This is a genomic window from Micromonospora sp. WMMD1274, assembly GCF_049179035.1.
GTDB lineage: Bacteria > Actinomycetota > Actinomycetes > Mycobacteriales > Micromonosporaceae > Micromonospora > Micromonospora tulbaghiae.
Genome location: NZ_JBMHMG010000001.1, coordinates 3,239,706 through 3,261,309, shown reverse-complemented (window position 1 = coordinate 3,261,309; position 21,604 = coordinate 3,239,706). Strand labels below are relative to the sequence as shown.

The 21,604-nt window shown below is 73.5% G+C and carries 22 protein-coding genes; 12 read left to right on the top strand and 10 right to left on the bottom strand.

Going from position 1 to position 21,604, the window contains the following annotated elements; all coding sequences use genetic code 11:
* Nucleotides 1-13 precede the first annotated feature (13 nt).
* Nucleotides 14-331 carry a CU044_2847 family protein gene (locus ACN27D_RS15290; RefSeq protein ID WP_036345426.1) on the bottom strand — a complete coding sequence of 106 codons (318 nt, stop codon included), beginning with the start codon at nucleotides 329-331 and terminating at the stop codon, nucleotides 14-16.
* A 388-nt stretch (nucleotides 332-719) separates the two neighbouring features.
* Here ACN27D_RS15290 and ACN27D_RS15285 point away from each other — a divergent pair, with 388 nt between their 5' ends.
* Both ACN27D_RS15285 and ACN27D_RS15280 read left to right on the top strand, forming a co-directional pair.
* On the top strand, nucleotides 720-1,376 hold the full coding sequence (locus tag ACN27D_RS15285; RefSeq protein ID WP_358170831.1) for a hypothetical protein: 657 nt from the start codon (nucleotides 720-722) through the stop codon (nucleotides 1,374-1,376).
* Nucleotides 1,373-4,726: a helicase HerA domain-containing protein gene (locus ACN27D_RS15280; RefSeq protein WP_358170829.1), complete on the top strand. Its 3,354-nt coding sequence runs from the start codon at nucleotides 1,373-1,375 to the stop codon at nucleotides 4,724-4,726. Before ACN27D_RS15285 ends, ACN27D_RS15280 begins: the two co-directional genes overlap by 4 nt.
* On the opposite strand, the gene ACN27D_RS15275 is transcribed toward ACN27D_RS15280, so the two are convergent.
* The 5 genes from ACN27D_RS15275 to ACN27D_RS15255 all read right to left on the bottom strand — a co-directional run bounded on the left by ACN27D_RS15275 (nucleotide 4,719) and on the right by ACN27D_RS15255 (nucleotide 7,918).
* Nucleotides 4,719-5,513, bottom strand: coding sequence for an ABC transporter permease (locus ACN27D_RS15275; protein ID WP_120572225.1), 795 nt, complete (start codon nucleotides 5,511-5,513; stop codon nucleotides 4,719-4,721). The two genes, ACN27D_RS15280 and ACN27D_RS15275, sit on opposite strands and share 8 nt — an antisense overlap.
* Nucleotides 5,510-6,415: an ABC transporter ATP-binding protein gene (locus tag ACN27D_RS15270; RefSeq protein WP_120572226.1), complete on the bottom strand. Its 906-nt coding sequence runs from the start codon at nucleotides 6,413-6,415 to the stop codon at nucleotides 5,510-5,512. Before ACN27D_RS15270 ends, ACN27D_RS15275 begins: the two co-directional genes overlap by 4 nt.
* Nucleotides 6,412-6,783 (bottom strand): hypothetical protein, encoded by a 372-nt coding sequence (locus ACN27D_RS15265; protein WP_120572227.1) that lies wholly within the window; start codon nucleotides 6,781-6,783, stop codon nucleotides 6,412-6,414. Before ACN27D_RS15265 ends, ACN27D_RS15270 begins: the two co-directional genes overlap by 4 nt.
* Nucleotides 6,783-7,385 (bottom strand): helix-turn-helix domain-containing protein, encoded by a 603-nt coding sequence (locus tag ACN27D_RS15260; protein WP_244933151.1) that lies wholly within the window; start codon nucleotides 7,383-7,385, stop codon nucleotides 6,783-6,785. The genes ACN27D_RS15265 and ACN27D_RS15260 overlap by 1 nt, the downstream gene beginning before the upstream one ends.
* 71 nt (nucleotides 7,386-7,456) lie before the next feature.
* Entirely contained in the window at nucleotides 7,457-7,918 is a 462-nt protein-coding gene (locus ACN27D_RS15255) for a MarR family winged helix-turn-helix transcriptional regulator (RefSeq protein ID WP_120572229.1), read from the bottom strand.
* A 93-nt stretch (nucleotides 7,919-8,011) separates the two neighbouring features.
* Here ACN27D_RS15255 and ACN27D_RS15250 point away from each other — a divergent pair, with 93 nt between their 5' ends.
* A complete protein-coding gene (locus tag ACN27D_RS15250; RefSeq protein ID WP_358170828.1) occupies nucleotides 8,012-9,103 on the top strand; it encodes an epoxide hydrolase family protein in 1,092 nt (363 codons plus the stop codon).
* A gap of 9 nt (nucleotides 9,104-9,112) precedes the next feature.
* On the opposite strand, the gene ACN27D_RS15245 is transcribed toward ACN27D_RS15250, so the two are convergent.
* Nucleotides 9,113-9,598, bottom strand: coding sequence for a carboxymuconolactone decarboxylase family protein (locus tag ACN27D_RS15245; protein WP_358170826.1), 486 nt, complete (start codon nucleotides 9,596-9,598; stop codon nucleotides 9,113-9,115).
* A 167-nt stretch (nucleotides 9,599-9,765) separates the two neighbouring features.
* On the opposite strand from ACN27D_RS15245, the gene ACN27D_RS15240 reads away from it, so the two are divergent.
* Together ACN27D_RS15240 and ACN27D_RS15235 are read left to right on the top strand one after the other, a co-directional pair.
* Nucleotides 9,766-10,647: an RNA polymerase sigma-70 factor gene (locus tag ACN27D_RS15240; RefSeq protein WP_358170825.1), complete on the top strand. Its 882-nt coding sequence runs from the start codon at nucleotides 9,766-9,768 to the stop codon at nucleotides 10,645-10,647.
* Nucleotides 10,648-10,673: 26 nt separating this feature from the next.
* Nucleotides 10,674-10,967 (top strand): hypothetical protein, encoded by a 294-nt coding sequence (locus ACN27D_RS15235; RefSeq protein WP_121686276.1) that lies wholly within the window; start codon nucleotides 10,674-10,676, stop codon nucleotides 10,965-10,967.
* Between the two features lie 10 nt (nucleotides 10,968-10,977).
* On the opposite strand, the gene ACN27D_RS15230 is transcribed toward ACN27D_RS15235, so the two are convergent.
* A complete protein-coding gene (locus ACN27D_RS15230) occupies nucleotides 10,978-11,748 on the bottom strand; it encodes an SAM-dependent methyltransferase (RefSeq protein ID WP_421499365.1) in 771 nt (256 codons plus the stop codon).
* Between the two features lie 116 nt (nucleotides 11,749-11,864).
* On the opposite strand from ACN27D_RS15230, the gene ACN27D_RS15225 reads away from it, so the two are divergent.
* Nucleotides 11,865-12,347 (top strand): hypothetical protein, encoded by a 483-nt coding sequence (locus tag ACN27D_RS15225; RefSeq protein ID WP_358170823.1) that lies wholly within the window; start codon nucleotides 11,865-11,867, stop codon nucleotides 12,345-12,347.
* Here ACN27D_RS15225 and ACN27D_RS15220 read toward each other — a convergent pair.
* Together ACN27D_RS15220 and ACN27D_RS15215 are read right to left on the bottom strand one after the other, a co-directional pair.
* Nucleotides 12,320-14,695 (bottom strand): glycoside hydrolase family 65 protein, encoded by a 2,376-nt coding sequence (locus ACN27D_RS15220; protein WP_358170821.1) that lies wholly within the window; start codon nucleotides 14,693-14,695, stop codon nucleotides 12,320-12,322. The genes ACN27D_RS15225 and ACN27D_RS15220 overlap by 28 nt on opposite strands.
* 109 nt (nucleotides 14,696-14,804) lie before the next feature.
* Nucleotides 14,805-15,581: an A24 family peptidase gene (locus tag ACN27D_RS15215; protein ID WP_358170819.1), complete on the bottom strand. Its 777-nt coding sequence runs from the start codon at nucleotides 15,579-15,581 to the stop codon at nucleotides 14,805-14,807.
* Nucleotides 15,582-16,151: 570 nt separating this feature from the next.
* Between ACN27D_RS15215 and ACN27D_RS15210 the strand changes: the two genes are divergently transcribed.
* The 6 genes from ACN27D_RS15210 to ACN27D_RS15185 are packed head-to-tail and all read left to right on the top strand — an operon-like array spanning nucleotide 16,152 to nucleotide 21,593.
* On the top strand, nucleotides 16,152-16,718 hold the full coding sequence (locus ACN27D_RS15210; protein WP_358170817.1) for a hypothetical protein: 567 nt from the start codon (nucleotides 16,152-16,154) through the stop codon (nucleotides 16,716-16,718).
* Entirely contained in the window at nucleotides 16,712-17,671 is a 960-nt protein-coding gene (locus tag ACN27D_RS15205; RefSeq protein WP_421499364.1) for a hypothetical protein, read from the top strand. Before ACN27D_RS15210 ends, ACN27D_RS15205 begins: the two co-directional genes overlap by 7 nt.
* The gene (locus ACN27D_RS15200; protein WP_121685431.1) at nucleotides 17,668-18,336 is read left to right on the top strand and encodes an SAF domain-containing protein; all 669 of its coding nucleotides are present in this window, start codon (nucleotides 17,668-17,670) and stop codon (nucleotides 18,334-18,336) included. Before ACN27D_RS15205 ends, ACN27D_RS15200 begins: the two co-directional genes overlap by 4 nt.
* Entirely contained in the window at nucleotides 18,336-19,169 is an 834-nt protein-coding gene (locus ACN27D_RS15195) for a ParA family protein (RefSeq protein ID WP_421499363.1), read from the top strand. Before ACN27D_RS15200 ends, ACN27D_RS15195 begins: the two co-directional genes overlap by 1 nt.
* Nucleotides 19,159-20,697: a CpaF family protein gene (locus ACN27D_RS15190; protein WP_120572241.1), complete on the top strand. Its 1,539-nt coding sequence runs from the start codon at nucleotides 19,159-19,161 to the stop codon at nucleotides 20,695-20,697. The genes ACN27D_RS15195 and ACN27D_RS15190 overlap by 11 nt, the downstream gene beginning before the upstream one ends.
* Entirely contained in the window at nucleotides 20,640-21,593 is a 954-nt protein-coding gene (locus ACN27D_RS15185) for a type II secretion system F family protein (protein ID WP_374668778.1), read from the top strand. The genes ACN27D_RS15190 and ACN27D_RS15185 overlap by 58 nt, the downstream gene beginning before the upstream one ends.
* Nucleotides 21,594-21,604 lie beyond the last annotated feature (11 nt).

Here is a 21,604-nt window from a genome sequence, read left to right as displayed (position 1 = left end):
GCCGGCCCGTCCGTCAGCGCCGTGGGCCGGCGCCGCGGTCGGTGGGGCCCTCCGGCTGCCAGGCGAGTGTGACCTCGAAGTTCGCCTCTCCGGTCGCCTTCGCCACCACCCAGCTCGCCGTGCCGGTGGCCTTGATCCCGAAGCGCACCTCCACCGCATCGGGAGAGACGGTCTTGACCTGTTCCAGCAATTCCCGGGCGGCGGCGACCGCCGGCGCCGCGGATTCGCGTACCCAGCCGGCGACGTCGCCGAAGCCGGCGGGCTGGAAACCGGGCGTCGGCTCGACTTCGATCAAGGCAACCGTTTCGTCGTCGACCTGGTAGCGGACCACCTCAGACTGCACGGTCACCTCCGTGACGTATTTCAGGAGAACAGGCGGGAGGGGTCGCGGCGGAGCGGAAACTCCGGCCCTCTCGCCGGTCTGCCATGCTGCCCGTTGTCCTTGTCACTTCGCAATGGTCCGGCCGGCGAACCGCGCCGAAGCGCCCGAACAGGCGTTTCAATCGGTGCGTCCACGCAGGACCGCTGGAGATCAACTGCGCGGTCCTGTCGGCTTTCGTCAGCGAGATCGGTGACCTTGCGCGCGTCCGGCACCGTCGGCAGAATCGGCCCGTGCGCCGGGGCCGTCCCCGTTGCTCACCTCGATCATGGCCACCCCTTCCGAGCCTTCGATCACACCGTCGACGCGGTGAGAGCTCGTGCCGCAGAGGAGCATCCGCATGCCGGAAAAGGAACTGACCCTCGTCGACCGGTGCATTCTTGTCACGCTGATGGTGAAGGCGGCGCCTTTGCCGCAGACCTACTTCACCAATGTGGCCGGTATCGGGCTGAAGGCGGATCACCGCCGTCGACTTCAGTCACTCGGTCTGATCGAGGTCACGGAGAAGCCGATCACGTTGGCGCTCACCGACAAGGGATGGGATCGGGCCACCGAGGAGCTGGGCGCGGAACCGCCAAAGGGCGCCGGTACCGCAGGTGGCACGCTCTATGTGGCGCTCGACTTTCTGCGCCGGCTGATCGACCACTCCGGGACCCGCGCCGACGACCTGTTCCGGATGCAGATCAACCGGGACGAGGTAGTCGCACCGCCGGTGGCGTCGTCGGCCTCCCCGGCCGCGGACGCGGTCGCGCTGATCCGGCAGGCGTACCACGAGCTGGCCGCCAAGCCCGGTGACTACGTCATGCTGGCCGATCTTCGCGACGCCCTCTCCGACCTGTCCCGCCCCGAGTTCGACGCCGCGCTCCTGACGCTCAACCGGGAGCGCGGCGTACACCTGGTGCCCGAGTCCAACCAGAAGGTGCTGAAGCCGCAGGAGCGGGCGGCGGCGGTGACCATCGGCAACCAGGACAAGCATCTGGTCGCCATCTCGTCATGATCGGTGACGAGCAACGCCGCGCCCTGGCGGCGCTGAGGTTCAACTGGGCTCCGACCCCGGACGACGTCTGGAAACCCACACCGTTCCATGTGGAGGGCCTGCACCACGACGTCGTCACGACGGTTCTGGACAGCTTCGCGGAGGCCCAGGCCAGCACCGACTCCAGTCCGGTGGGCGTGGCCATCCTCGGCCAGCGCGGCACCGGCAAGACCCACCTCATCGGCACGGTCCGCCAGCAGGTACAGGGCCGCGGTGGGTTCTTCTTCCTGGTCGAGCTGCTCGAAGCCCGGACGTTCTGGCAACGCACCGCGATCTCGATGCTGGAGGGTCTGGTCCGGCCGATGCCGGACGACACGACCCAGCTACGGACGTTCCTGCGCCGGCTGGCCGACGAGGTGGGGGCACCCCGGACGGTACGGCGCGCGGTCGCCGGCGAGACCGAACTCAGCCGTCCGACGCTCGACGCGTTCGCCGACCTGATCCGCAAGAAGGACCGGCAGATCGGCACGGAGTGCCAGGACACCGCGCGGGCCCTGGTGCTCTACGCGGCCGAGCAGTCCGCGGTGCAGGACATCGGCTACGACTTCCTGTCCTCGATGGACGAGGAGGAGCCCGGCCAGCGGGCCGGGTGGGGGCTGCGGCGCAACCGACGGGCCCCCCAGGAGGTGGTCCGGGACATCTCCCGGCTGCTCGCCGTCGTCGGTCCGACGGTGATCGCGGTGGACCAGATCGACCTGATGATCGCCCAGTCCGTGAAGGCGACCAACCAGGACGCCCGGGGCGAGGCGGACTGGCAGACGTCGCTCCTGCTCGAACAGGTCGCCAGCGGCCTGATGGCGCTGCGCGAGACCACGCGCCGGACCCTGTCCGTCGTCTCCTGCCTCCCGCAGACGTGGCGCAGCATCCAGCAGCAGGCGACGGACACCGTCCAGGACCGGTTCCGGGAGGCCGCCCCGCTCAAGGAGATCCCGTCCGTCGAGGTGGGCCGCGAGCTGGTCGAGAAGCGGTTCGCGGTGCTCTTCGACGGCCTCGGGTTCACGCCGCCCCACCCCACCTGGCCGGTCCACCCGGACGCGTTCCAGGAGGTCGTCGGCTTCACCCCGCGCGAGCTGCTGCGGCGGATCGACACACACGTCCGGGCCTGCCTGGCCGACGGCGAGGCGCGGGAACTGCGGCACCTGCTGCACGCGAGCGGCGATCGCGTCGCCGACGGGCTCGTCCACGCCCCGGTCACCGGGCCGCCGCCGGAGAACCGGGCGAACGGATTCGGCAAGATCGACGCCCGGTACGCGGAGCTGGTCGCCGCCGCCGACACCGCCTCCGCCCTGTCCCCGCAGTCGGAGGATGCCCGCGTCCCACGCCTGCTCGAAGCCGGCCTGACCGCGTGGATCGCCGCGCAGGGCGCGGCCGTCGAGGCGTTCAGCCTCGATCCGATTCCCGCCGGGACCAAGCCGGCGCTGCACGCGCGGCTACGGCACAGCCTGAGTGAGGACAGCGAGGACGAGGAGCACTGGTCGTTCCGGGCGATTTCCGCACCGCATCACATCGCGGTGCTCAACCGGATCCGCAACGCGATCACGACCGCCGGACTCACCGAGGGGGTCGCCAAACGACGGCTCTTCCTGTTGCGCAGCGCGGACTGGTCGACCGGCGCCCGTACCCGGGAGGTGCTGGACGCGTTCGAGCGGGCCGGCGGCCGGCGGCTTCGCCTGGACGCACCGGATGTCGCCCGGCTGGCCGCACTCGAACAACTCATCCAGGACTACGGGCGGGAGACGCTGCGGCCCTGGTTCGCCGATCGGCGGCCGGCCTCCGACATCACCTGTCTGCGGGAGGCGCTGGGCGACTGGCCGGGCGTGCCGGAAGCCGTCCGGGCCGAGGAGCGGCCGGGGGAGGCGCCGGACCGGCCCTCGGTCGGGACGCCACCGCCGGTCACCGCTGCGCCGCGCTCCGCCGGTCCCGTCCCTGCATCGCGCTCCGCCGGTTCCGTCCCTCCGCCGCAGACCGTCGGGTCCGTCCCTCCGCCGCGGCCCGTCCGGTCCGTCCCTCCGCCGCGCTCGGCCGGTTCCGGCCCGGTGCCGCCGATGATCGCTGCCCTGCCGCCGGTGGCGGGCATCGACCCGGAGCGGATGGAGATCGGCACGGTCACCGGGCGGCCGGACCCGGTCGGCATCGACCTCGAAGCGCTGCGCCGGCACACAGTCATCTTCGCCGGCTCCGGTTCCGGCAAGACCGTCCTGATCCGCCGCCTGATCGAGGAGTGCGCCCTGCGCGGCGTGTCGGCCATCGTGCTCGACCCCAACAACGACCTGGCCCGGCTCGGCGAGGCCTGGCCCGAGCCGCCGCCGGGCTGGGGCACCGACGACGCCCGCCGCGCGGCGGAATATCTGGCCGGCACCGACGTGGTCGTCTGGACGCCGGGACGGCAGGCCGGTCGACCGTTGAGCTTCCAGCCGTTGCCGGCCTTCGCCGACGTGCTCGACGACCCGGACGGGTTCACCTCGGCCGTCAACGCCGCCGTCGCCACGCTCGCCCCGCACGCCCGGGTGGACGGTGGAACCGACAAGGCCCGGCTCGGCCGCGCCGTGCTGCGCGAGGCGCTGATCGGCTACGCCCGCAGCGGCGCAAGCGACCTGCGTGAGTTCACCGACGTCCTCAACGACCTCCCGGACGGGGTGAGTCAGCTCGACAGCGCGCCCAAGCTGGCCGCCGGCATGGCACAACTGCTCAAGGCCGCCCTGATCAACGACCCGCTCCTGGGCGGCGTCGGAACGCCTGTCGACCCGGGCGAACTGCTCACCCCGCCGCCCGGTCGCCGCGCCCGGGTCTCGGTGATCAACCTCGCCGGGCTGTCCGAGGAGAATCAGCGGCAAAGCTTCGTCAACCAGTTGCAGCTCGCCCTGTTCACCTGGATCAAGCGCCATCCGGCCGGGGACCGGCCACTCGGTGGACTCTTCGTCATGGACGAGGCGCAGACACTGGCCCCGTCCGGTGCCGTGACCGCCTGCACCCAGAGCACGCTCGCGCTGACCTCGCAGGCCCGCAAGTACGGGCTCGGGCTGGTCTTCGCCACCCAGGCGCCGAAGGCGTTGCACAACCAGATCCCCGGTAACGCCGCCACGCAGTTCTTCGGCCTGCTCACCGTGCCGGTGCAGATCGAGGCGGCCCGGGACGTGGCCAGGGCGAAGGGCACCGACGTCCCGGACATCGGCAAGCTGCGTACCGGCCAGTTCTACGCCACAGTGGAGGGTGCCCGGTTCGTCAAGATGCAGGCGCCGATGTGCCTGACCCACCATCCGCGCAGCCCGCTGACCGCGGAGGAGATCGTCCGGCTCGCGACGCTCAGGTGATGTCGCGGCGCATCGGCACGACCACGGCGATCGCGGCGGCGGCGACCGCGTACCCGGTCAGCAGCAGGGCACCCGCCGCCGGTGGCAGGAGGGCGACGGCGTCGCTTCCGAGCTGCGCGGACATCGCGTCGGCGACGTAGGTGAAGTCGGTGAGCGCGGCGGTGGCTCCGCCGGGCAGGAGCGGGTAGATCGCGTTGACGCCGGGGATCATCATCAGGACGGGCTCGGCCAGGTACAGGTAGCCGACGACCACGCACACGGCCGCGATCTGGTTGCGGAGCAGGGCGCCCACGCCGGTGCCGACGAGCAGGTAGACCGCCATCGCGACGCCGATGCGGGCGAGCAGCGCCAGCACCGTGGGAGCGGGCAGGCCAAGCGACACGCCACGCACGGCGGCGACCGCGAACAGGGCCACCGCGGCGGAGCTGGCCAGCGCGATCCCGTAGCCGAGGCCGACGATCGCGTGGGTGGCGAGTTTGGCGGCGAGCACCCGCCCTCGGCGCGGCGCGAACAGGAACGTGACGGCGGCGGTGCCGTGCCGGTATTCGGACGTGGCCGCGAGGGCGCCGGCGGCGGCCGGCACGAAGGCGGTGAAGCCGAGGATGCCGAGGATCGACCGCAGGCCCTCCTCGGTGTGCAGTCCGGGCATCGGCGGGTCGAAGTTCTCCGGTCCGACGAGCGCCATCAGCCCGACCAGGCCGCCGCCGAGCGCGACGGCGGTGAGCAGCAGCCCGCCCCACATCCGGGTCGCCAGCACCCGACGCAGTTCCGCTCTGAGCAGGTTCATCGGGCCTCCGCCGGGTCGGTGGTCAGGTCGAGGAAGAGCTGTTCGAGGCTTGTGGTCTCGGTGACCAGCTCATGGATCCGCAGACGGTGGTCCGCGGCGAGGTCGGCGACGCGTGGCGCGTCCAGTCCGCGTACCCGCAGCCGGCCGGGCCCGGCGGCCTCGACGGACCCGGCGGCGGCCGCCAGTGCGGCGGCCAGGGCTGTCGCGTCCGGCGAGGTGACGAGCACCGTCGGGGGGCCGGTGAGCCGGGACCACGGCCCGGCGGCGACGAGTTCGCCGCGCCGGATCACCACCACGTCGTCCACCACCTGCTGGACCTCGTGCAGGACGTGGCTGGAGACCAGCACTGTGCGGCCCTCGTCGGCGAGCCGGCGCAGCAGGCCGCGCAGCCACGACATGCCTTCCGGGTCCAGGCCGTTCGACGGTTCGTCGAGCAGCAGGACGCGAGGATCGCCGAGCAGCGCCGTGGCGAGGCTGAGCCGTTGGCGCATGCCGGTGGAGAACCCCCGGGTACGACGGTCGGCGGCGTGCGCGAGGCCGAGCAGGTCCAGCAGCTCCGCGACGCGGCTGTCCGGGCAGCCGGCCATCGCGGCGTAGAGGCGCAGGTGGTCACGGGCGGTGTGGCCGGGGTGGAACGCGTTGCGGTCGAACACCGCGCCGACGGTCCGCGACGGCTGGGTCAGCCGGCCGTAGGGCTGCCCGCCGATCGTGGCGGTGCCGCTGGTCGGCGTCACCAGTCCGGTCAGCATGCGCAGCGTGGTGGTCTTGCCGGCACCGTTCGGGCCGAGGAAGCCGGTGACCGCGCCGGGCCGCACGGTGAAGGTCAGATCGTGTACGGCGGTGACGTCGCCGTAGCGTTTGGTCAGGCCCGACGCCTCGATCGACAGGTGGTCGCCGGTCACGGCCGGCTCCTCGTCGCGCGCCCGATCGTCTCGGCGAGGCCCGCTGCGGCCGGGTCGGAGACGACGACCTCGTCGAACTCTCCGCCGGCCGCCGCTCGGTCCAGCACCAGGTGCAGGCCGGGCTGACCCCGCCGGGCCGCCACGAGCTGCCGGGGGCCGCCGAAGATGCCCCAGACGCCGATCTTGGCGAAGCCGGACACCGCGTACCCGCGCCGGGCGCCACGGGCCAGCCGGATCGGCTCGTCCACCGGTGCGGCGTGCCGCACGGCGGCCAGGCGTAGCGCGAACCGCTCCCGCCCGACCCACATCCGTTCCCATCCGGTGAACCGGATGTCGATCACATCGCCGTCGAGGATTACGGTGGCCATCAGTCGTCGCCCTTCGTCGTGTCGGAGTCGTGCGCTGATGTGTGCGTGTCGCCGGGGGTCGCCTGGCGGTCGGCGGGCATCAGGATGGTCGCCAGCAGCCGGGGGATCCGTCCGTCGCCGGGCCCTCTGGCGAGCAACGGGCCGACCAGCGCGTTGAGCCCGGCCGCGAACTCGTGCAGCTCGGCGTCGGTCAGGTGCAGTACGAGCTGCTGGTATCCGACGCCGTCGGCGACGAAGTCGACGGAGTCCCGCGCCAGGTAGCGGGAGAACTCGGACAGCAGGCTCGACACGAACGCGGTGAAGTAGCGCGCGTGGTCCTCCGGCGTCGCCGCCGCCAGGGCCGCCGGGTCCAGCGCGGCGCCGTGCGCGGGCAGCGCGTACACCCGCTCGACGGCGCCGCGGACCTTGCGCTCCTCCACCACGTCGAGCATTCCGGTCTTCACGAGCGTCGCCAGGTGCCGGTAGAGCGTGGCCTGCGGGACGTCGGGCAGCAGCTCGACCAGGTCGTGAGTGGTCACCCGGGCTCCGGCGGCCGCGCGCAGGATGCGGATCCGCACCGGGTGCAGTGCGGTCTCCGCCCACCGCTCCATCGACGTCGTCACGCCACAGACGTTATCACTATCGAGAACGATAATGATAGGGCGTGGGCGAGAATCGCGCCGGAAGGCGGCGGTCAGGCGGGCGGGCGGGTGTGGTGGGCCAGCACTCGCGACAGGAGCCGGGTCAGGTCCGCGCGCTCGTCCGGCGACAGCGGCGCGAGCAGGTCGTCCTGGACGGCGGCGAGCCGCTTCTCCAGCCGCCGCAACTGCCGCCGCCCGGCCGCGGTGACGGTGACGACGTTGCGCCGCCGGTCGGCCGGGTCCGGGCTGCGGGTGACGAACTCCCGCTCGGCGAGTTCGTTGAGCGCCGCCACCACGTCACTGACGTGGATGCCGCTGCGCCGGCCGAGCGCCGCCTGACTGGCCGACCCGAACTCGTCGAGCGTGGCGAGCAGCCGGAAGTGGTAACCCCGCGCGTCGACGGCGGCGAGGCCGTCGGCGACCAGCCGGCCGGCGCGTACGGCGGTCTGGGTGATCAGCCAGCTCGGCAGGCCGGCCAGACGGGTCGGTACGAGGTCCGGCTCCGGGTTCTCCACGTGCCCAGCCTAACCGTAAAACGTTGGCGCCCCCAACGATCTGCGTTATCGTTGGTCGCGCCAACGTTAGTGGCACCAACGATCGGAGCTTCCGTGATCGAGCCCTTCCGCGTCCACGTCCCCCAGGCCGACCTCGACGACCTGGCCGACCGCCTGGCCCGCACCCGCTGGCCCGACGAACTGCCCGGCGCCGGGTGGGACTACGGCATCCCGCTGGCCCGGGTACGGGAGCTGGCCGAGCACTGGCGCACCGCGTACGACTGGCGGGAGGCCGAGGCCGAGCTGAACCGGTATCCGCAGTTCACCACCACCATCGACGGGCAGAACATCCACTTCCTGCACGTACGCTCCGCCGACCCGGACGCGCTGCCGCTGATCCTCACCCACGGCTGGCCCGGCTCGGTCGTGGAGTTCCTCGACGTGCTCGGCCCGCTGTCCGAACAGTTCCACCTGGTCGTACCGTCGATCCCGGGGTTCGGTTTCTCCGGCCCGACCCGGGAACGCGGCTGGGACGTCGACCGCGTCGCCCGCGCCTGGGCCGAGCTGATGCGGCGGCTCGGCTACCGACGGTACGGCGCACAGGGCGGCGACTGGGGTTCGGTCATCTCCACCCGGCTCGGCGGCATCGACCCGGAGCACGTCGTCGGCGTGCACCTCAACTACCTGCCGACGCCCCCGCCACCGGGCTGGACCGGGGAGGCCGGCCTGTCCGACGGGGACCGGGACCGGCTCGCCCGGATCATGCGGCTCAAGACGCAGCGGCACCCCCACCAGGTGCTCTACGCCAGCCGGCCGCAGACCGTGTCGTACGCGCTCAACGACTCACCCGTCGGGCAGCTTGCGTGGATCGCCGAGAAGTTCACCGAGTGGGCCGACCCCCGATCCAGCATCAGCGTGGACCGCGTCCTCACCGACGTCTCGGTCTACTGGTTCACCCGCACGGCCGCCTCGTCCGCGCGGCTGGTGCGGGAGAGCGCGTTCGGTGGCCCGCCCGCGCCCTGCCCGCCCCCGCTCGGCGTCGCCGTGTTCGCGCACGACATCACCCGGGCCGTACGGCCGATCGCCGAGCTGACGTACACGATCCGGCAGTGGAGCGAGTTCGACCGGGGTGGTCACTTCGCCGCCCTGGAGGTGCCGGAGCTGTTCGCCGACGACGTCCGGTCGTTCTTCTGGAACCTGCGATGACAGCGGTGCTCAGCCCATGGCCGCCGCGAACATGCCCGGCTCGTACGAGCCGCCACGCTGGTGCACGAGCACCGCGAACCGGTTCGCCGCGTTGATCAGCCCGAGCAGGCAGACCAGCGCGGCGACCTGGTCGTCGTCGTAGTGCTTGCGCACCTGCTCCCACGTCTCGTCGGGCACGCCCTGATGGGCGTCGGCGAGCCGGGTGCCCTCCTCGGCGAACGCCAGCGCCGCACACTCGGCCTCGGTGAACACTGTCGACTCACGCCAGGCGGCGACCAGGTTCAGCCGGACCGCGCTCTCGCCCCCGGCCACCGCCTCCTTGGTGTGCATGTCGATGCACCAGCCGCAGCCGTTGATCTGGCTGGCCCGCAGCGACACCAGCTCCTGCACGGTGCGGGGCAGCGACGACTGGTGGATCATCAGGCCCGCACCGGCGAAGCGCTTCATGAACGTCGCCGAGACCGGGTTCTCGAACAGGTTGAATCGGGTCTGCATGGTTGCGCCCTCTCTGCTGGGGTGGAGGTGGGACGAACACGAGATGCCGGGGACGCGTCCGGCGTGACGGCGACGCCGGGTGAGGACCGCCACAGCGACCGGATGTCACACGGCGGCGGTGGCCGGCGTCTGGTGGAGAACGCAGCCGAGCAGCGAAGGAGCCAGCCATGGCGGACCCGGCCACCGAGGACTTCCTGGCGCACCGGAACCTGCTCTTCACCGTCGCGTACGAGATGCTCGGCTCCGCCGCCGACGCGGAGGACGTGGTGCAGGAGACCTGGCTGCGCTGGGCCGGCGTCGACCTCGACGAGATTCGGGACCGCCGCGCCTACCTGGTCCGGATCACCACCCGGCAGGCGCTGTCCCGGCTGCGCACGCTGGGCCGGCGCAAGGAGTCGTACGTCGGCTCGTGGCTGCCCGAGCCGCTGCTCACCGCGCCCGACGTGGCCGACGACGTGGCGCTCGCGGAGAGCGTGTCGATGGCGATGCTGCTGGTGCTGGAGACGCTGACGCCGACCGAGCGGGCCGTGTTCGTGCTGCGGGAGGTGTTCGACGTCGGCTACGACGAGATCGCCGAGACGGTCGAGCGGAGTCCCGTCTCCGTGCGGCAGATCGCGCACCGGGCGCGGGCCCACGTCGCGGCGCGCCGCCCCCGGCGTACGGTCCCGGCGGCCGAGGCCCGCGACGCCCTGGACGCGTTCCGGCGGGCGGTCGAGACCGGCGACCTGGACGGGCTGCTCCGCGTCCTGTCGGCGGACGCGGTGCTCGTCGGCGACGGCGGCGGGATCAAGCAGGCGATCGCCCGGCCGGTCACCGGCGGAGACAAGGTGGCCCGGCTGCTCGCGGGCGGCTGGCGCCGGGTCGCCGCCGTGGCGTCGATCGAGCCGGCGCAGGTCAACGGCTACCCGGCGCTGCTGGTACGCCTCGACGGCGAGCTGGACACCGTCGTCGCGGTACGCCTCGACGACGGCCTGATCAGCGGGCTCTACGCGGTGCGCAACCCGGAGAAGCTGTCCCACATGACCCGGGAGACCACGCTGCGCCGGTGAGCACGCGATCGTGCGACCATCGCCGGATGAGCAGCCCCGACTCCCCCGACGTCAGCGCCCTCGCCATCAACGTGACGGTGCCGGAGGAGTTGCGCTGGACCGACACCCGGCGCGGCGAGGAGTTCACGCTGACCACGCTCAACATCCGGCTGCTGCCGGACGGGCGCCTCGCCGCGAAGGCGTACGGCCGGCCCACAGCGGGCGGACGCGGCGCGTACGTGTCGTTCCGGGTACCCGACCGGCCGGAGCTGGCTGCGCTCGTGGCGGCGGCGGCCGACCGGGCCGCCGCGCTGTGGGCCGCGCACGGCGGCCTGGACTGACGACGACGGGTCAGCGGCGGACGCCCACCCCGCCGTACCCGTGCGACACCGCCGCCTGCGGTTCCCCGTCGGGCCGCCAGGCCGCCACCTTGATTAGGCCCGGTTCGACCAGCTCGTATCCGTCGAGGAAGCGGGCCACCTCGTCGCGGCTGCGCGGCACCAGCGGGGAGCTGCGGCGGTAGATCGCCGTGCCCTGCTCGGTGGGCAGCGTCGGCAGGCCGTCCAGGGTGAGGTGGGACAGCGCGAGCACACTGCCCGGCACCGTGGCGTCACGCAGCTTCGCCACCGCCGCGTACGGGTCGTCGGCGTCCGGCACGAAGTGCAGCACCGCGAGCAGCAGCACCGCGACCGGCTCGCTCAGGTCGATGGTGGCCCGCAGCGTCGGGTCGGCCAGCAGCTCGCCGGGACGCCGAAGGTCGCCCTGGAGCACCACGGTGCGGCCGTCGGTGGGCAGCAACCGCCGGGCGTACGCGACCGCGACCTCGTCGTGGTCGACGTAGACCACCCGGGCGTCGGGGCGGATCGCGCGGACCACCTCGTGCACGTTGCCCTGGGTCGGCAGGCCGGCGCCGATGTCGAGGAACTGGCGTACGCCCTGCTCGGCCGCCCAGCGCACGACCCGGCGCAGGAACGCGCGGTTGCTCTGCGCGGCGACGCCGGTGTCCGGGAAGATCTTCAGGATCTCCTCGGCCGCGGCCCGGTCGGCGGCGAAGTTGTGGCAGCCGCCGAGGTAGTAGTCGTACATGCGGGCGACATTGGGTCGGTTCTCAGCCTCCGTCACCCCTCGATGTCTAGCACTCTGGGCGACACACCGCTGACCCGTCGTGTCGATGATCCGGCCGATCCCGGTCTCCACCTGGTACGACGGTGGGACACACCGGCGCGAGGAGGTACCCGATGACAGGTGGACGGGAAACCGTGGAGGTCGAGCCGGTGGTGTTCCGCGCCGTCTACGACTCGCCCGCGTCACTGCCCGGGCGGCACCAGTGGACCACCCCGGAGGCGGACGTGCGACGGCTGGAGAAGCTGCTGAACATGCCGGCGCGCAGCATCGGCGCGCCGCTGTGGGTCAGCGGCGACGAGCCGGACTGCCCGAAGTGCGGGCGGCGGGTCACCTGGTACGACATCGTCGCGTCCGCGCTGCACGGCGTGCACGACCACACGATGATCGCGCGGGTGATCCTCGGCGAGCGCAAGTACGTGAACACCGAGGTGCCGGACGGGATCCCCGGTGTCCACTGTGCCGACTGCCGCACCCCGATCACCGGGCTGCGCAGCTTCAAGTGCCACAACTGGGCGTACGCGTTCGAGGCGCTGGAGGAGGTCGTCGCCCGGATGTCCGGCCCGCTGGTTCAGTCGTCGCCGCCGGCCGCCTCCTGAGCGCGCCGTTCCGGACGGCGGCCGGGTGGGGCCTGCGGCTCGGGGCCGGGATCGGGCACCGGCGGCATCGGCCGGGTGACCGGCTCGTCGCCGGTGACCCGGAGCTGTTCGCCGTGGTGCCACAGCTCCACCGCGTCGCCCGGCCCGGCGTCCGGCAGCTCGTAGCGGGCCTCCCGCGGCGTGAGCGTGACCCTTAGCCGGTGCCCGTGCCGGCGCAGGTGGAACACGAGCCGGGTGATCGGCCGGGGCAGGCGCGGCTCGAACGCGAGCACGCCCCGGTCGTCGCGCAGCCCGCCGAAGCCCTGCGCCACCACCAGCCAGGCGCCGGCCAGGGACGCCAGATGCAGCCCGTCGGCGGTCTTGTCGCCGAGGTCCGCGAGGTCCTGGAGCGCCGTCTCGGCGAACAGGTCGTACGCCAGGTCGAGGTGCCCGACCTCGGCGGCGAGGATCGCCTGCGCGGACGCCGACAGCGACGAGTCCCGGACGGTCCGCGCCTCGTAGTAGGCGACGTTGCGCGTCTTCTCCTCGGCGGTGAACTCCCCCGGGCAGCGCAGCATGGCCAGCACCAGGTCGGCCTGCTTGACCACCTGCTTGCGGTACAGCTCCTGGTAGGGGAAGTGCAGCAGCAGCGGGTAGTCGTCCTCGCCGGTGCCGGCGAAGTCCCACTCCGGCTGCGCGGTGAAACCGGCCGACTGCTCGTGCACGCCGCGCTTGCCGTCGTACGGGACGGACATCGCGTCGGCGGCGGCCCGCCAGCCGGCCACCTCGGCGGCGTCGACGCCGAGCCGCGCGGCCACCTCCGGGCAGTCCTGCGCGGCGTCGGCGGCGCCGCGCAGGTTGCGCCGGGCCATCAGGTTGGTGAAGACGTTGTCGTCGACCAGCGCGGAGTACTCGTCCGGGCCGGTGACGCCGGTCAGGTGGAACGCGCCGCCGTCGTCGAAGTGGCCGTACCCGTGCCACAGCCGGGCGGTCTCGATCAGCACCTCGGCGCCGCACTCGGCGAGGAACGCGGTGTCGCCGGTGGCCGCGACGTACCGCAGCACCGCGTCGGCGATGTCGGCGTTGACGTGCAGGCCCGCGCTGCCGGCAGGCCAGTAGCCGGAGCACTCCCGGCCGCTGAGCGTCCGCCACGGGTAGGTGGCGCCGGTCAGGCGCAGTTCGGCCGCCCGCTCGCGGGCCTCGGGCAGGTGGGCGTGCCGCCAGCGAAGCGCCGAGCGGGCCAGCTCCGGCGCCAGGTACGTCAGCACCGGCAGCACGTAGCCCTCGGTGTCCCAGAGCACGTGCCCGTCGTAGCCGTTGCCGGTCAGTCCCTTGGCCGGGATGGTCCGGTCGCCGTCGGCGCGGCCGGACTGGAGCAGGTGGAACACTGAGAACCGGACCGCGAGCTGCAGTTCCGGGTCGCCGTCCAGCTCGACGTCGGCGGTGGCCCACGCGCCGTCCAGGGCGGCGCGCTGCTCGGCGAGCAGCGCGTCGAACCCGTCGTCCCGGGCCGTGTCCGCCTCCGCGACGACCAGGTCGGCCAGCTCACCGGCCGGGGTGCCGTCGACGTCGGCGCACTCGTACGCGGCGAACCGGGTGACCCGGATCCGGTCGCCGGGGCGTACCGGGCCGGACAGCGCCAGCCGGAACCGGTCGGCGGTCAGCTCGGTGTCGGTGGCGATCTCGTCGGGCGCCTCGACCCGGTGCGCGACGGCGACGGCGACCCGCTGGCCGCTGCGCCCGGTGCGGTGCACGAGCACACCGTCGAGGCCGTCGTCGCGGCGGATCTCACTGGTGAGCGGGTCGTGGATCACCGAGGCGGCCCGGGGGTCGTCGGCGCGTTCCGGCACCCGCTGGTTCGCGAGCAGGTCGGCGCCGATCCGCAGCCGGACCGTCTCGTCCAGCGGCTCGACCGTCCAGTCGACGGCGGCGACCGGACGGCGGGTCAGCGAGACCAGGCGGGTGCTGCGGATGCGCACGCCCCGGCCGCCGGGCGAGACCCACTCGGTCTCCCGGCGGACCACCCCGGCACGCAGGTCCAGCTCCTGGTGGTGCCGCCGGATCGTGCCGGTCCGCAGGTCCAGCGGCTCGTCGTCGACCCAGAGCCGGATCAGGGCGGCGTTCGGCGCGCTGATCACGGTGTCGCTGCGTTCCGGGAACGCGTACCCGCTCTCCGGGTAGGTCAGGTCGTGCTGCTCGTGGAACCCGTTGAGGTAGCTGCCCGGCATCCCGCAGGGCTCGCCCTCGTCGAGCGTCCCGCGCCAGCCCACCCAGCCGTTGGCGAGCGCGAAGACGGACTCGGTCTCGCCCAGCCGGTCCAGGTCCGCGCTCGTGCGCCGGATCCGCCAACCGTCGTCGCCGTGCGGCACGTGCCCTCCCGAGTCCGAAGCCTGGACCGCCACCGAACCAGACCCGGCTGGGAGGTGGCTGGGACTCCGATACCCGTGGCGACGCCCGCCCGCACCTGCGGGTGGCCGATCACACGGTGACGAGCACCAGCGCGGCGGCGGTGCCGAGCACCAGGAACGGCCCGAACGGCAGATGCCCGGACCAGCGGACCCGCCGGGCGGCGAGCAGCACCACCCCGGCCAGCCCGGCGAGGAGGAGCGCGAGCACCAGCCCGGCCACCAGCACCGGCCAGCCGTACCAGCCGAGCAGCGCGCCCGCCCCCAGCGCCAGCTTGGCGTCGCCGAGGCCGAAGCCACGTCGTCCGAGCAGCAGCGTGGTGGCGGCGAACCCGCCGCCGAGCACCAGCCCGGCCAGGACCGCGCGGATCCACGGGTCCGCGCCCGGACCGGTCAGTGCGGCCACCCCGAGCAGTACCCAGGCGCCGGCCGCCGCCGGCCAGGTGAGCCGGTCGGGCAGCCGGTGCGCCATCGCGTCCACGATCGTCATCGGCACCGCCCAGACCAGCCACCAGGCCAGTGCCAGGCGCGCGGCGGGCGCGCCGCCGGCGAGCACCGGCACCGGCACCGCGAGCAGCAGTGCCACCTCCACCACTGCGGGTGCCGCGCCGACCCGGGCCCGGCAGGCCGGGCAGCGGGCGGCGGGGCCGAGCGCCGGCAGCGGCCGGTCCAGCCCGATCGGGGCGCCGCAGCCGCCGCACCCCGTCCGGTCCGGAGACCCCGGGGGTACGGCGTAGCGCGCCACCGCCAGCCGGAGCAGGGGTACGACCGTCAGAGCGGCGATCAGCCGGGCGCTCGGACGGCGGGCATCGGTCACCCGGCCGGTGCGCCGTACCCGTTCAGCCGTCATGCCGGCTCCCCTGTCCGGTGGCCGTGCGTTCCATCGTGGAGCACGCAGAGTGAGTTCTCGCTCGCGCGGATGTGACGGCTGAGGCGCATCGGGGCGTCTGATGCGACGCGGCGGCGGCCGGGGCGGGTCGTGGCGTGACCCTCGGCGAACCGGCGGGACGGATCGGACGAGCGGCATGCTCCCCACCCATACCGGCGGCGCTCCGACGGCTCGTCACCGCCGTCGCGGCGCGTGCGGGTGAGCACACGCCCGCCGGCCCGGAGCCGCGCGGAAGCCCGCTCGTCATCGTGACGACACACACCGGCCACCACCTCCCGTCTTCACTCACCGTGTTCACGTGAATTACCTCTGTTGCATCGGCGGACGTGAGCCTATGCTCGCCCCTTGGGTACGACGCAACCCCCGATCAATTGGCGTCGGAGGCACCAGAGCACAGAATCCGCAGCGATCAGTACAGGTCAATACAAGTGGTGGCGACGGGGGCCCGGAGTGACAGTTCCGGGCGCGCTTCCGCATGCCCGGGGCGGGTCGGCGTGATCGCCCCGGGCCGGCACCGAGGAGGGATCGGCGTTGCGCACACGGCAATCCCGCCGATGGGAAATCTTCCTGCTCAGCGTCGTGCTGGTGGTCGGCCCGGCCGGCTGCGGCACCGAGCCGGAGGCGGCCACCCGTCCGCTGACCGGCCGCGCCGCCGCACCCGCCGCCCATTCCAGCGCCGAGGAGGACGCCGCCGGGAAAGCGGCCCTGGCCGCCTATTCCGGCTATCTCGACGCGTCCCGGGCAGCCAGTGCGCGCAGCGATCCGTCCCATCCCGCTCTGACCCGATTTCTGGCTGATCCGCTGCTGACTCGGGTGCGAATGGCGATTCTCGACGCGAAGGAGCACGGCGCGATGCGTACCGGGAAACTGCTCTCCGACCCCGAGGTCGTATCGGTCGACCTGACCGCCCGCCCGCCCACGGTCGAGATCCAGGACTGCCTGGACGCGAGCGGCTACCGGCTCGTCTACGCCAAGAACCGCAAGGTCGTGCCCGGCACCCGCGGCGGGCGCTACCTGGCCACCGCCACAGCGGTCCGTTTCCCGGACGGCCGGTGGCTGGTCAACGGCGGCACCGCGCACCAGGACCAGCCGTGCTGACCTGGGGAGGAAGGGGTGTCCCGGCCCGCCCGACCCGGGCCGGGACGCCCCGCCGGCTGCTGCTCGCCGCCGGCCTGGCCGCGCTGCTGACGCTCACCGGCGCACCCGCACGCGCCGCCGACCCGGGCGGCTCCTGCCCGCCGGAGCAGACCGACTGCGACGTCTGGGACGACGACCCCGGCACGCCGGGCGGCCCGGGCGGACCGGGTGGCGGCGGGGACAACGGCGGCGGGGGCGGCAACGGCGGCGGCACGCCGAAGTGCCAGTGGAACGGCCGGGCCATCCCCTGCTACAACGCGGCGCTCGGCTGGTTCAACAACGCCGACGGCTGCTACTACAAGCTCGCCGAGCCGCAGGACGAGGCGCCTCCCGGCAAGCAGTGGTACCAACTGACCTGCAACGGCGGCGACACCGGCCCGGGCAGCATGCGCCAGGAACTCCTCGACGCCCCGCCGCCCGGCTACGGCGCACCGCCGGACCCGGAGGAACTGGCCCGCCGCGCGCTGGCCTCGATCTCGCTGCTCCCGCCCCGGGCCTCGGTGGCGCCCCGGCGCAGCCAAGGCCCCGGCCTGGTCGGGCTGCCCGTCTGGATGTGGGCCAGCCCGGGCGCCTCTTACTTCGGTCCGCTGTCCGCGTCCGCCTCGGACCGAGGGCTGACCGTGGAGATCACCGCGAAGGTGGACCGGATCGTCTGGCACATGTCCGACGACATCGACGTCCCCTGCGACGGACCGGGCACGCCGTACCGGGCGAACGGGCCGAGAGCCGGGTCCACCTCGCCCGACTGCGGTCTCGACCAGGGCTATCCGGAGGCCGGCACCTACCAGGTGAGCGCCACGACGTTCTGGACCGTCGAGTGGTCCGGCGGCGGGGGGAGCGGCGTGATCGCCCAGAGCCGGTCCAGCGGCGTCATCTCGGTACAGATCAACGAGCTTCAGGTGGTGACCCGATGAGTGTCGTGGCAGCCCGCAACGGAACCCCGGTGGAGGCACCCGTCGCACCGCCGAAGGTGGTCCGGCAACGACGCGTCCGCCCCGGCCTGCTCGGCCTGGCGGTCCTGCTGATCGCGCTCGGCGGGCTGGGCGCGGCGTTCGCTGTCACGTCGGTCCGCTCCACCGGCACGTACCTGGCCGTGGCCCGGCCCGTCGACGTGGGACAGCAGCTCACCGCCGACGACCTGGTGCCGGTACGCGTATCCGGCGGACGGGAACTCCAGCCGGTGTCCGCCGACCGGATGGACGAGGTGCTCGGGCTGCGGGCGGCCGTCCGGCTCACCCCGGGCACGCTGCTCACCCCGGCGCAGCTCACCGAGGCCCCGCTGCTCGGCGCCGGTCAGCAGCAGCTCGCGCTGGGGCTGGAGCCCGAGCAGGTGCCGGCCCGCAAACTGCACCCCGGCGACAAGGTGCTGCTGGTCAGCACGCCCTCGAACGCCACCGGCGGCGGCTCCGACGCGTCCCGTGGCGGCGGCACCCGATTCGAGGGGACCGTGATCGACACCGCCACGCCGCAGAACGGTGACGTGGTGGTCTACCTGGCACTGGCCGTACGGGACGTGCCGGCGGTCGTGGCGCTCGCCGCCGACGACCGGATCGCGCTCGTGCTCACCGAGGCGGCCTGATGGCGATCATCGCCCTGGTCTCGGCGAAGGGGTCGCCGGGCGTCACCACCGCCGCGCTCGCCGCCGCGCTGAGCTGGCACCGGCGGCTGGTGCTGGCCGAGTGCGACCCGGCGGGCGGCTCGATCCTCGCCGGTTACCTCGGCGGGGCGCTGGACGGGCCGCGCGGCATCGGCGAGCTGGCCGTGGGCGAGCTGCGCGACGGCAGCCTGGAACACGCGTTCTGGTCCCAGCTGGTCGACCTGGACGCGCCCCGCCGCGAACGGCTGCTGCTGCCCGGTGTGGTGGACCCGGCCCAGGCCGGCAGCGTGATCCCGCTCTGGCAGCGCTTCGCCGACTACTTCACCGGGCTGGAGCGGGGCGAACCGCCGTACGACGTGCTCGTCGACTGCGGCCGGCTGGCGGTCGGCGGTCCACCGTGGCCGCTGCTGCGGGCCGCCGCTGTGGTACTGCTGGTGACCCGCGCGCACCTGCCCGACCTCTCCGCCACCCGGGCCACCGCCCGCGCGATCGAGCGGGACCTCACCGAGCACCGCGTACCGCCGGGCACGCTGCGACTGCTGGTGGTCGGGGACGGGCACGGCACCAGCGAGATCAGCAAGGCGCTGCGGCTGCCGGTGATCGCCCGCCTGCCGCACGACCCGCGTACCGCCGAGGTGCTCGCCCACGGCGGCACCGTACGCGCGAACCGGCCGCTGATGCGCGCGGCCGGCGCCCTGGAGGTGCCGGTCCGGGCGCTGCTGGACCGGCGGCGCGCCCGGCTGGACTGGCCCGGGACGACCGCACCGCGCGCGGTGACCGCGCCGAGCGTGCCGGGAGTGTCCGGTGCGGTTTGAGCCGGTCTCGCACGACCCACGCGGGCAGCAGCCGGGCGTCGTCTCCACCGTGCCGCCGCTCGCCCCGCCGAACGGGCGGCACCACGTCCCCGGACCCGTGCCCGCCGCGCCCCCGCCACCGCCGCGCCCCCGGGTCGACTTCGCGGTGGTCCGCGAGCTGCGCCGGGAGCTGAGCGAACGGCTCACCCAGTGGCAGCGCGGACGCGAGTTCGACGCCGACGCCGAGGAGGTCGAGCGCGCCCGGCTGGCGGTCGCCGTGGTGTCCGCGTACGCCGACTCGGTACGCCGGGCCGGCACGCCGATGGCCGCCGACTCGGAACGGGTGCTGCTCGACCAGGTCACCGCCGAACTCGTCGGGCTGGGCCGCCTCCAGACGCTGCTCGTCGACGACAGCATCGAGGAGGTGCACATCCTCGGCTGCGACCAGGTGCGCATCACCCGGCACGGCGGCGGCGTCGACTGGGCCGAGCCGATCGCCGAGACCGACGACGAGCTGGTGGAGATCCTTCAGGCGGCGGCCCGCCGGGCCGGGGCCACCGAACGGTCGCTGTCCACGTCGAAGCCCACGCTCGACCTGCAACTGCCCGACGGCAGCCGGCTCGCCGCGGTGTTCCTGGTCAGCCACCGCCCGTACGCGGTGATCCGCAAGCACAACACGCTCGAGGTGAGCCTGGAGGACATCGCGGGCGGCCGGCCCGACCTGGACGAGATGATCGACCCGCTGCTGCGCGACTTCCTCCGCGCGTCCATGCGCGCCGGGCTGAACATCATGGTCGCCGGGCTCGCCGGGGCCGGGAAGACCACTGTGATCCGCGCGCTGATGGACGAGATCCCGGCCGACGAGCCGTACGTGCTGCTGGAGGAGAGCCGGGAACTCCTGCCGGCCCGGCGCGGGCACAAGCACCGTGCGGTGATGAGCTTCGAGTCCCGGGAGGGGCACGGCGAGCGCGGCGCGGACGGGCGGCCGGCGGGTGAGGTCAGCATCGCCGACCTGATCCCGGTGTCGCTGCGGATGGGCGTGCTGCGGATCATCGTCGGTGAGGTGCGGTCCCGGGAGATCGTGCCGATGCTCCAGGCGATGACCACGAGCCGCGGGTCGATGTGCACCATCCACGCCCGTACCCCCTCGGGGGTGAGCGAGCGCATCATCGAGCTGGCGCTGTCGCACGGCCGGGAGATGACAGTCGACCAGGCCCGCCGGATGGCCGGCAACGCGCTCGACCTGATCGTCTACGTCACGGTCGAGGACGAGACAGCGATCGGCGGACGCAAGCACCGCTTCGTCTCGCACGTCGAGGAGGTCATCGGCGTCGGCGAGGGCAACCGGATCACCACGACGACCGTCTTCGGCCCCGGGCCGGACGGCCGCGCGGTCCCCCGCCACCTGCCCGAACGCATCCGCGACCAGCTGCTGCGCGTCGGCTACGACGCCCGCCTGCTCACCCGGTTCGTCGAGGCCGGTGTGGGCGCGTGGCGGCGCCCCCGGCACACCCGCCTCGGGGCGCGGCCGAGCGGAGGCCCGGCGTGACGCAGATCGAACTGATCGCCCTGGTCTCCGGCGCGGCCTGCGTGGCCGGGCTGGTGCTGACCGTCGTCGCGCTCGTCGGCACCCGCCGCCCGCCCGGTCCGGCGCCCGGTGCCGGGCCGAGCCTGAGCCGCCTCTGGACCGGTTCCGGCGCGAGCCGCGCCGACCAGCGCCGCTACCAGCTCCTGCTCGGCGCCGCGGTGGTCGCCGGTGCGGTGGCGTTCCTGCTCACCGGGCTGCCGGTGGTCGGCCTGCTGGTGGCGCTCGCGGTGCCGGGCGTGCCGTGGCTGTTCGCGGTCGGCCGGGCCGAGCAGCGGGCCATCGCCCGGGTCGAAGCCGTAGGCGAGTGGACCCGCCGGCTCAAGGACATCTCGGCCACGGGCCAGGGACTCCAGCAGGCGATCATCGGCACCATCGCCACCGCGCCGGAGGAGATCCAGGAGGAGGTACGCACGCTCGCCGCCCGCCTCCAGGCCGGCTGGCTGGCCCGCTCCGCGCTGCTCGCCTTCGCCGACGAGATCGCCGACCCGGTCGCCGACCAGGTGGTGGCCGCGCTGATCCTGCACCTCACCGACCGGGGCGAGCGCCTCGGCGACGTGCTCGGGTCGATCGCCACCGCCGCCTCGGCCGAGGTGGCGACCCGGCGCGAGGTCGAGGCGAAGCGCACCCAGCCCCGGTTCGCGGTCCGCTTCCTCACCGGCATGACACTGGCGACGCTCGCGTACGGGCTGGTGAACAGCGAATACATCCGTCCGTACGGGACGGTGACGGGTCAGCTCGTGATGGCGGTGCTCGGTGCCGCGTTCGTCGGGCTGCTGGTCTGGGTGCGCTCGATGAGCCAGCCGCCCCGGCCCGCGCGGTTCCTGCCGGCGCCCGACCCGGAGGAGGCGATCGCGTGAGCGTCCTCAAC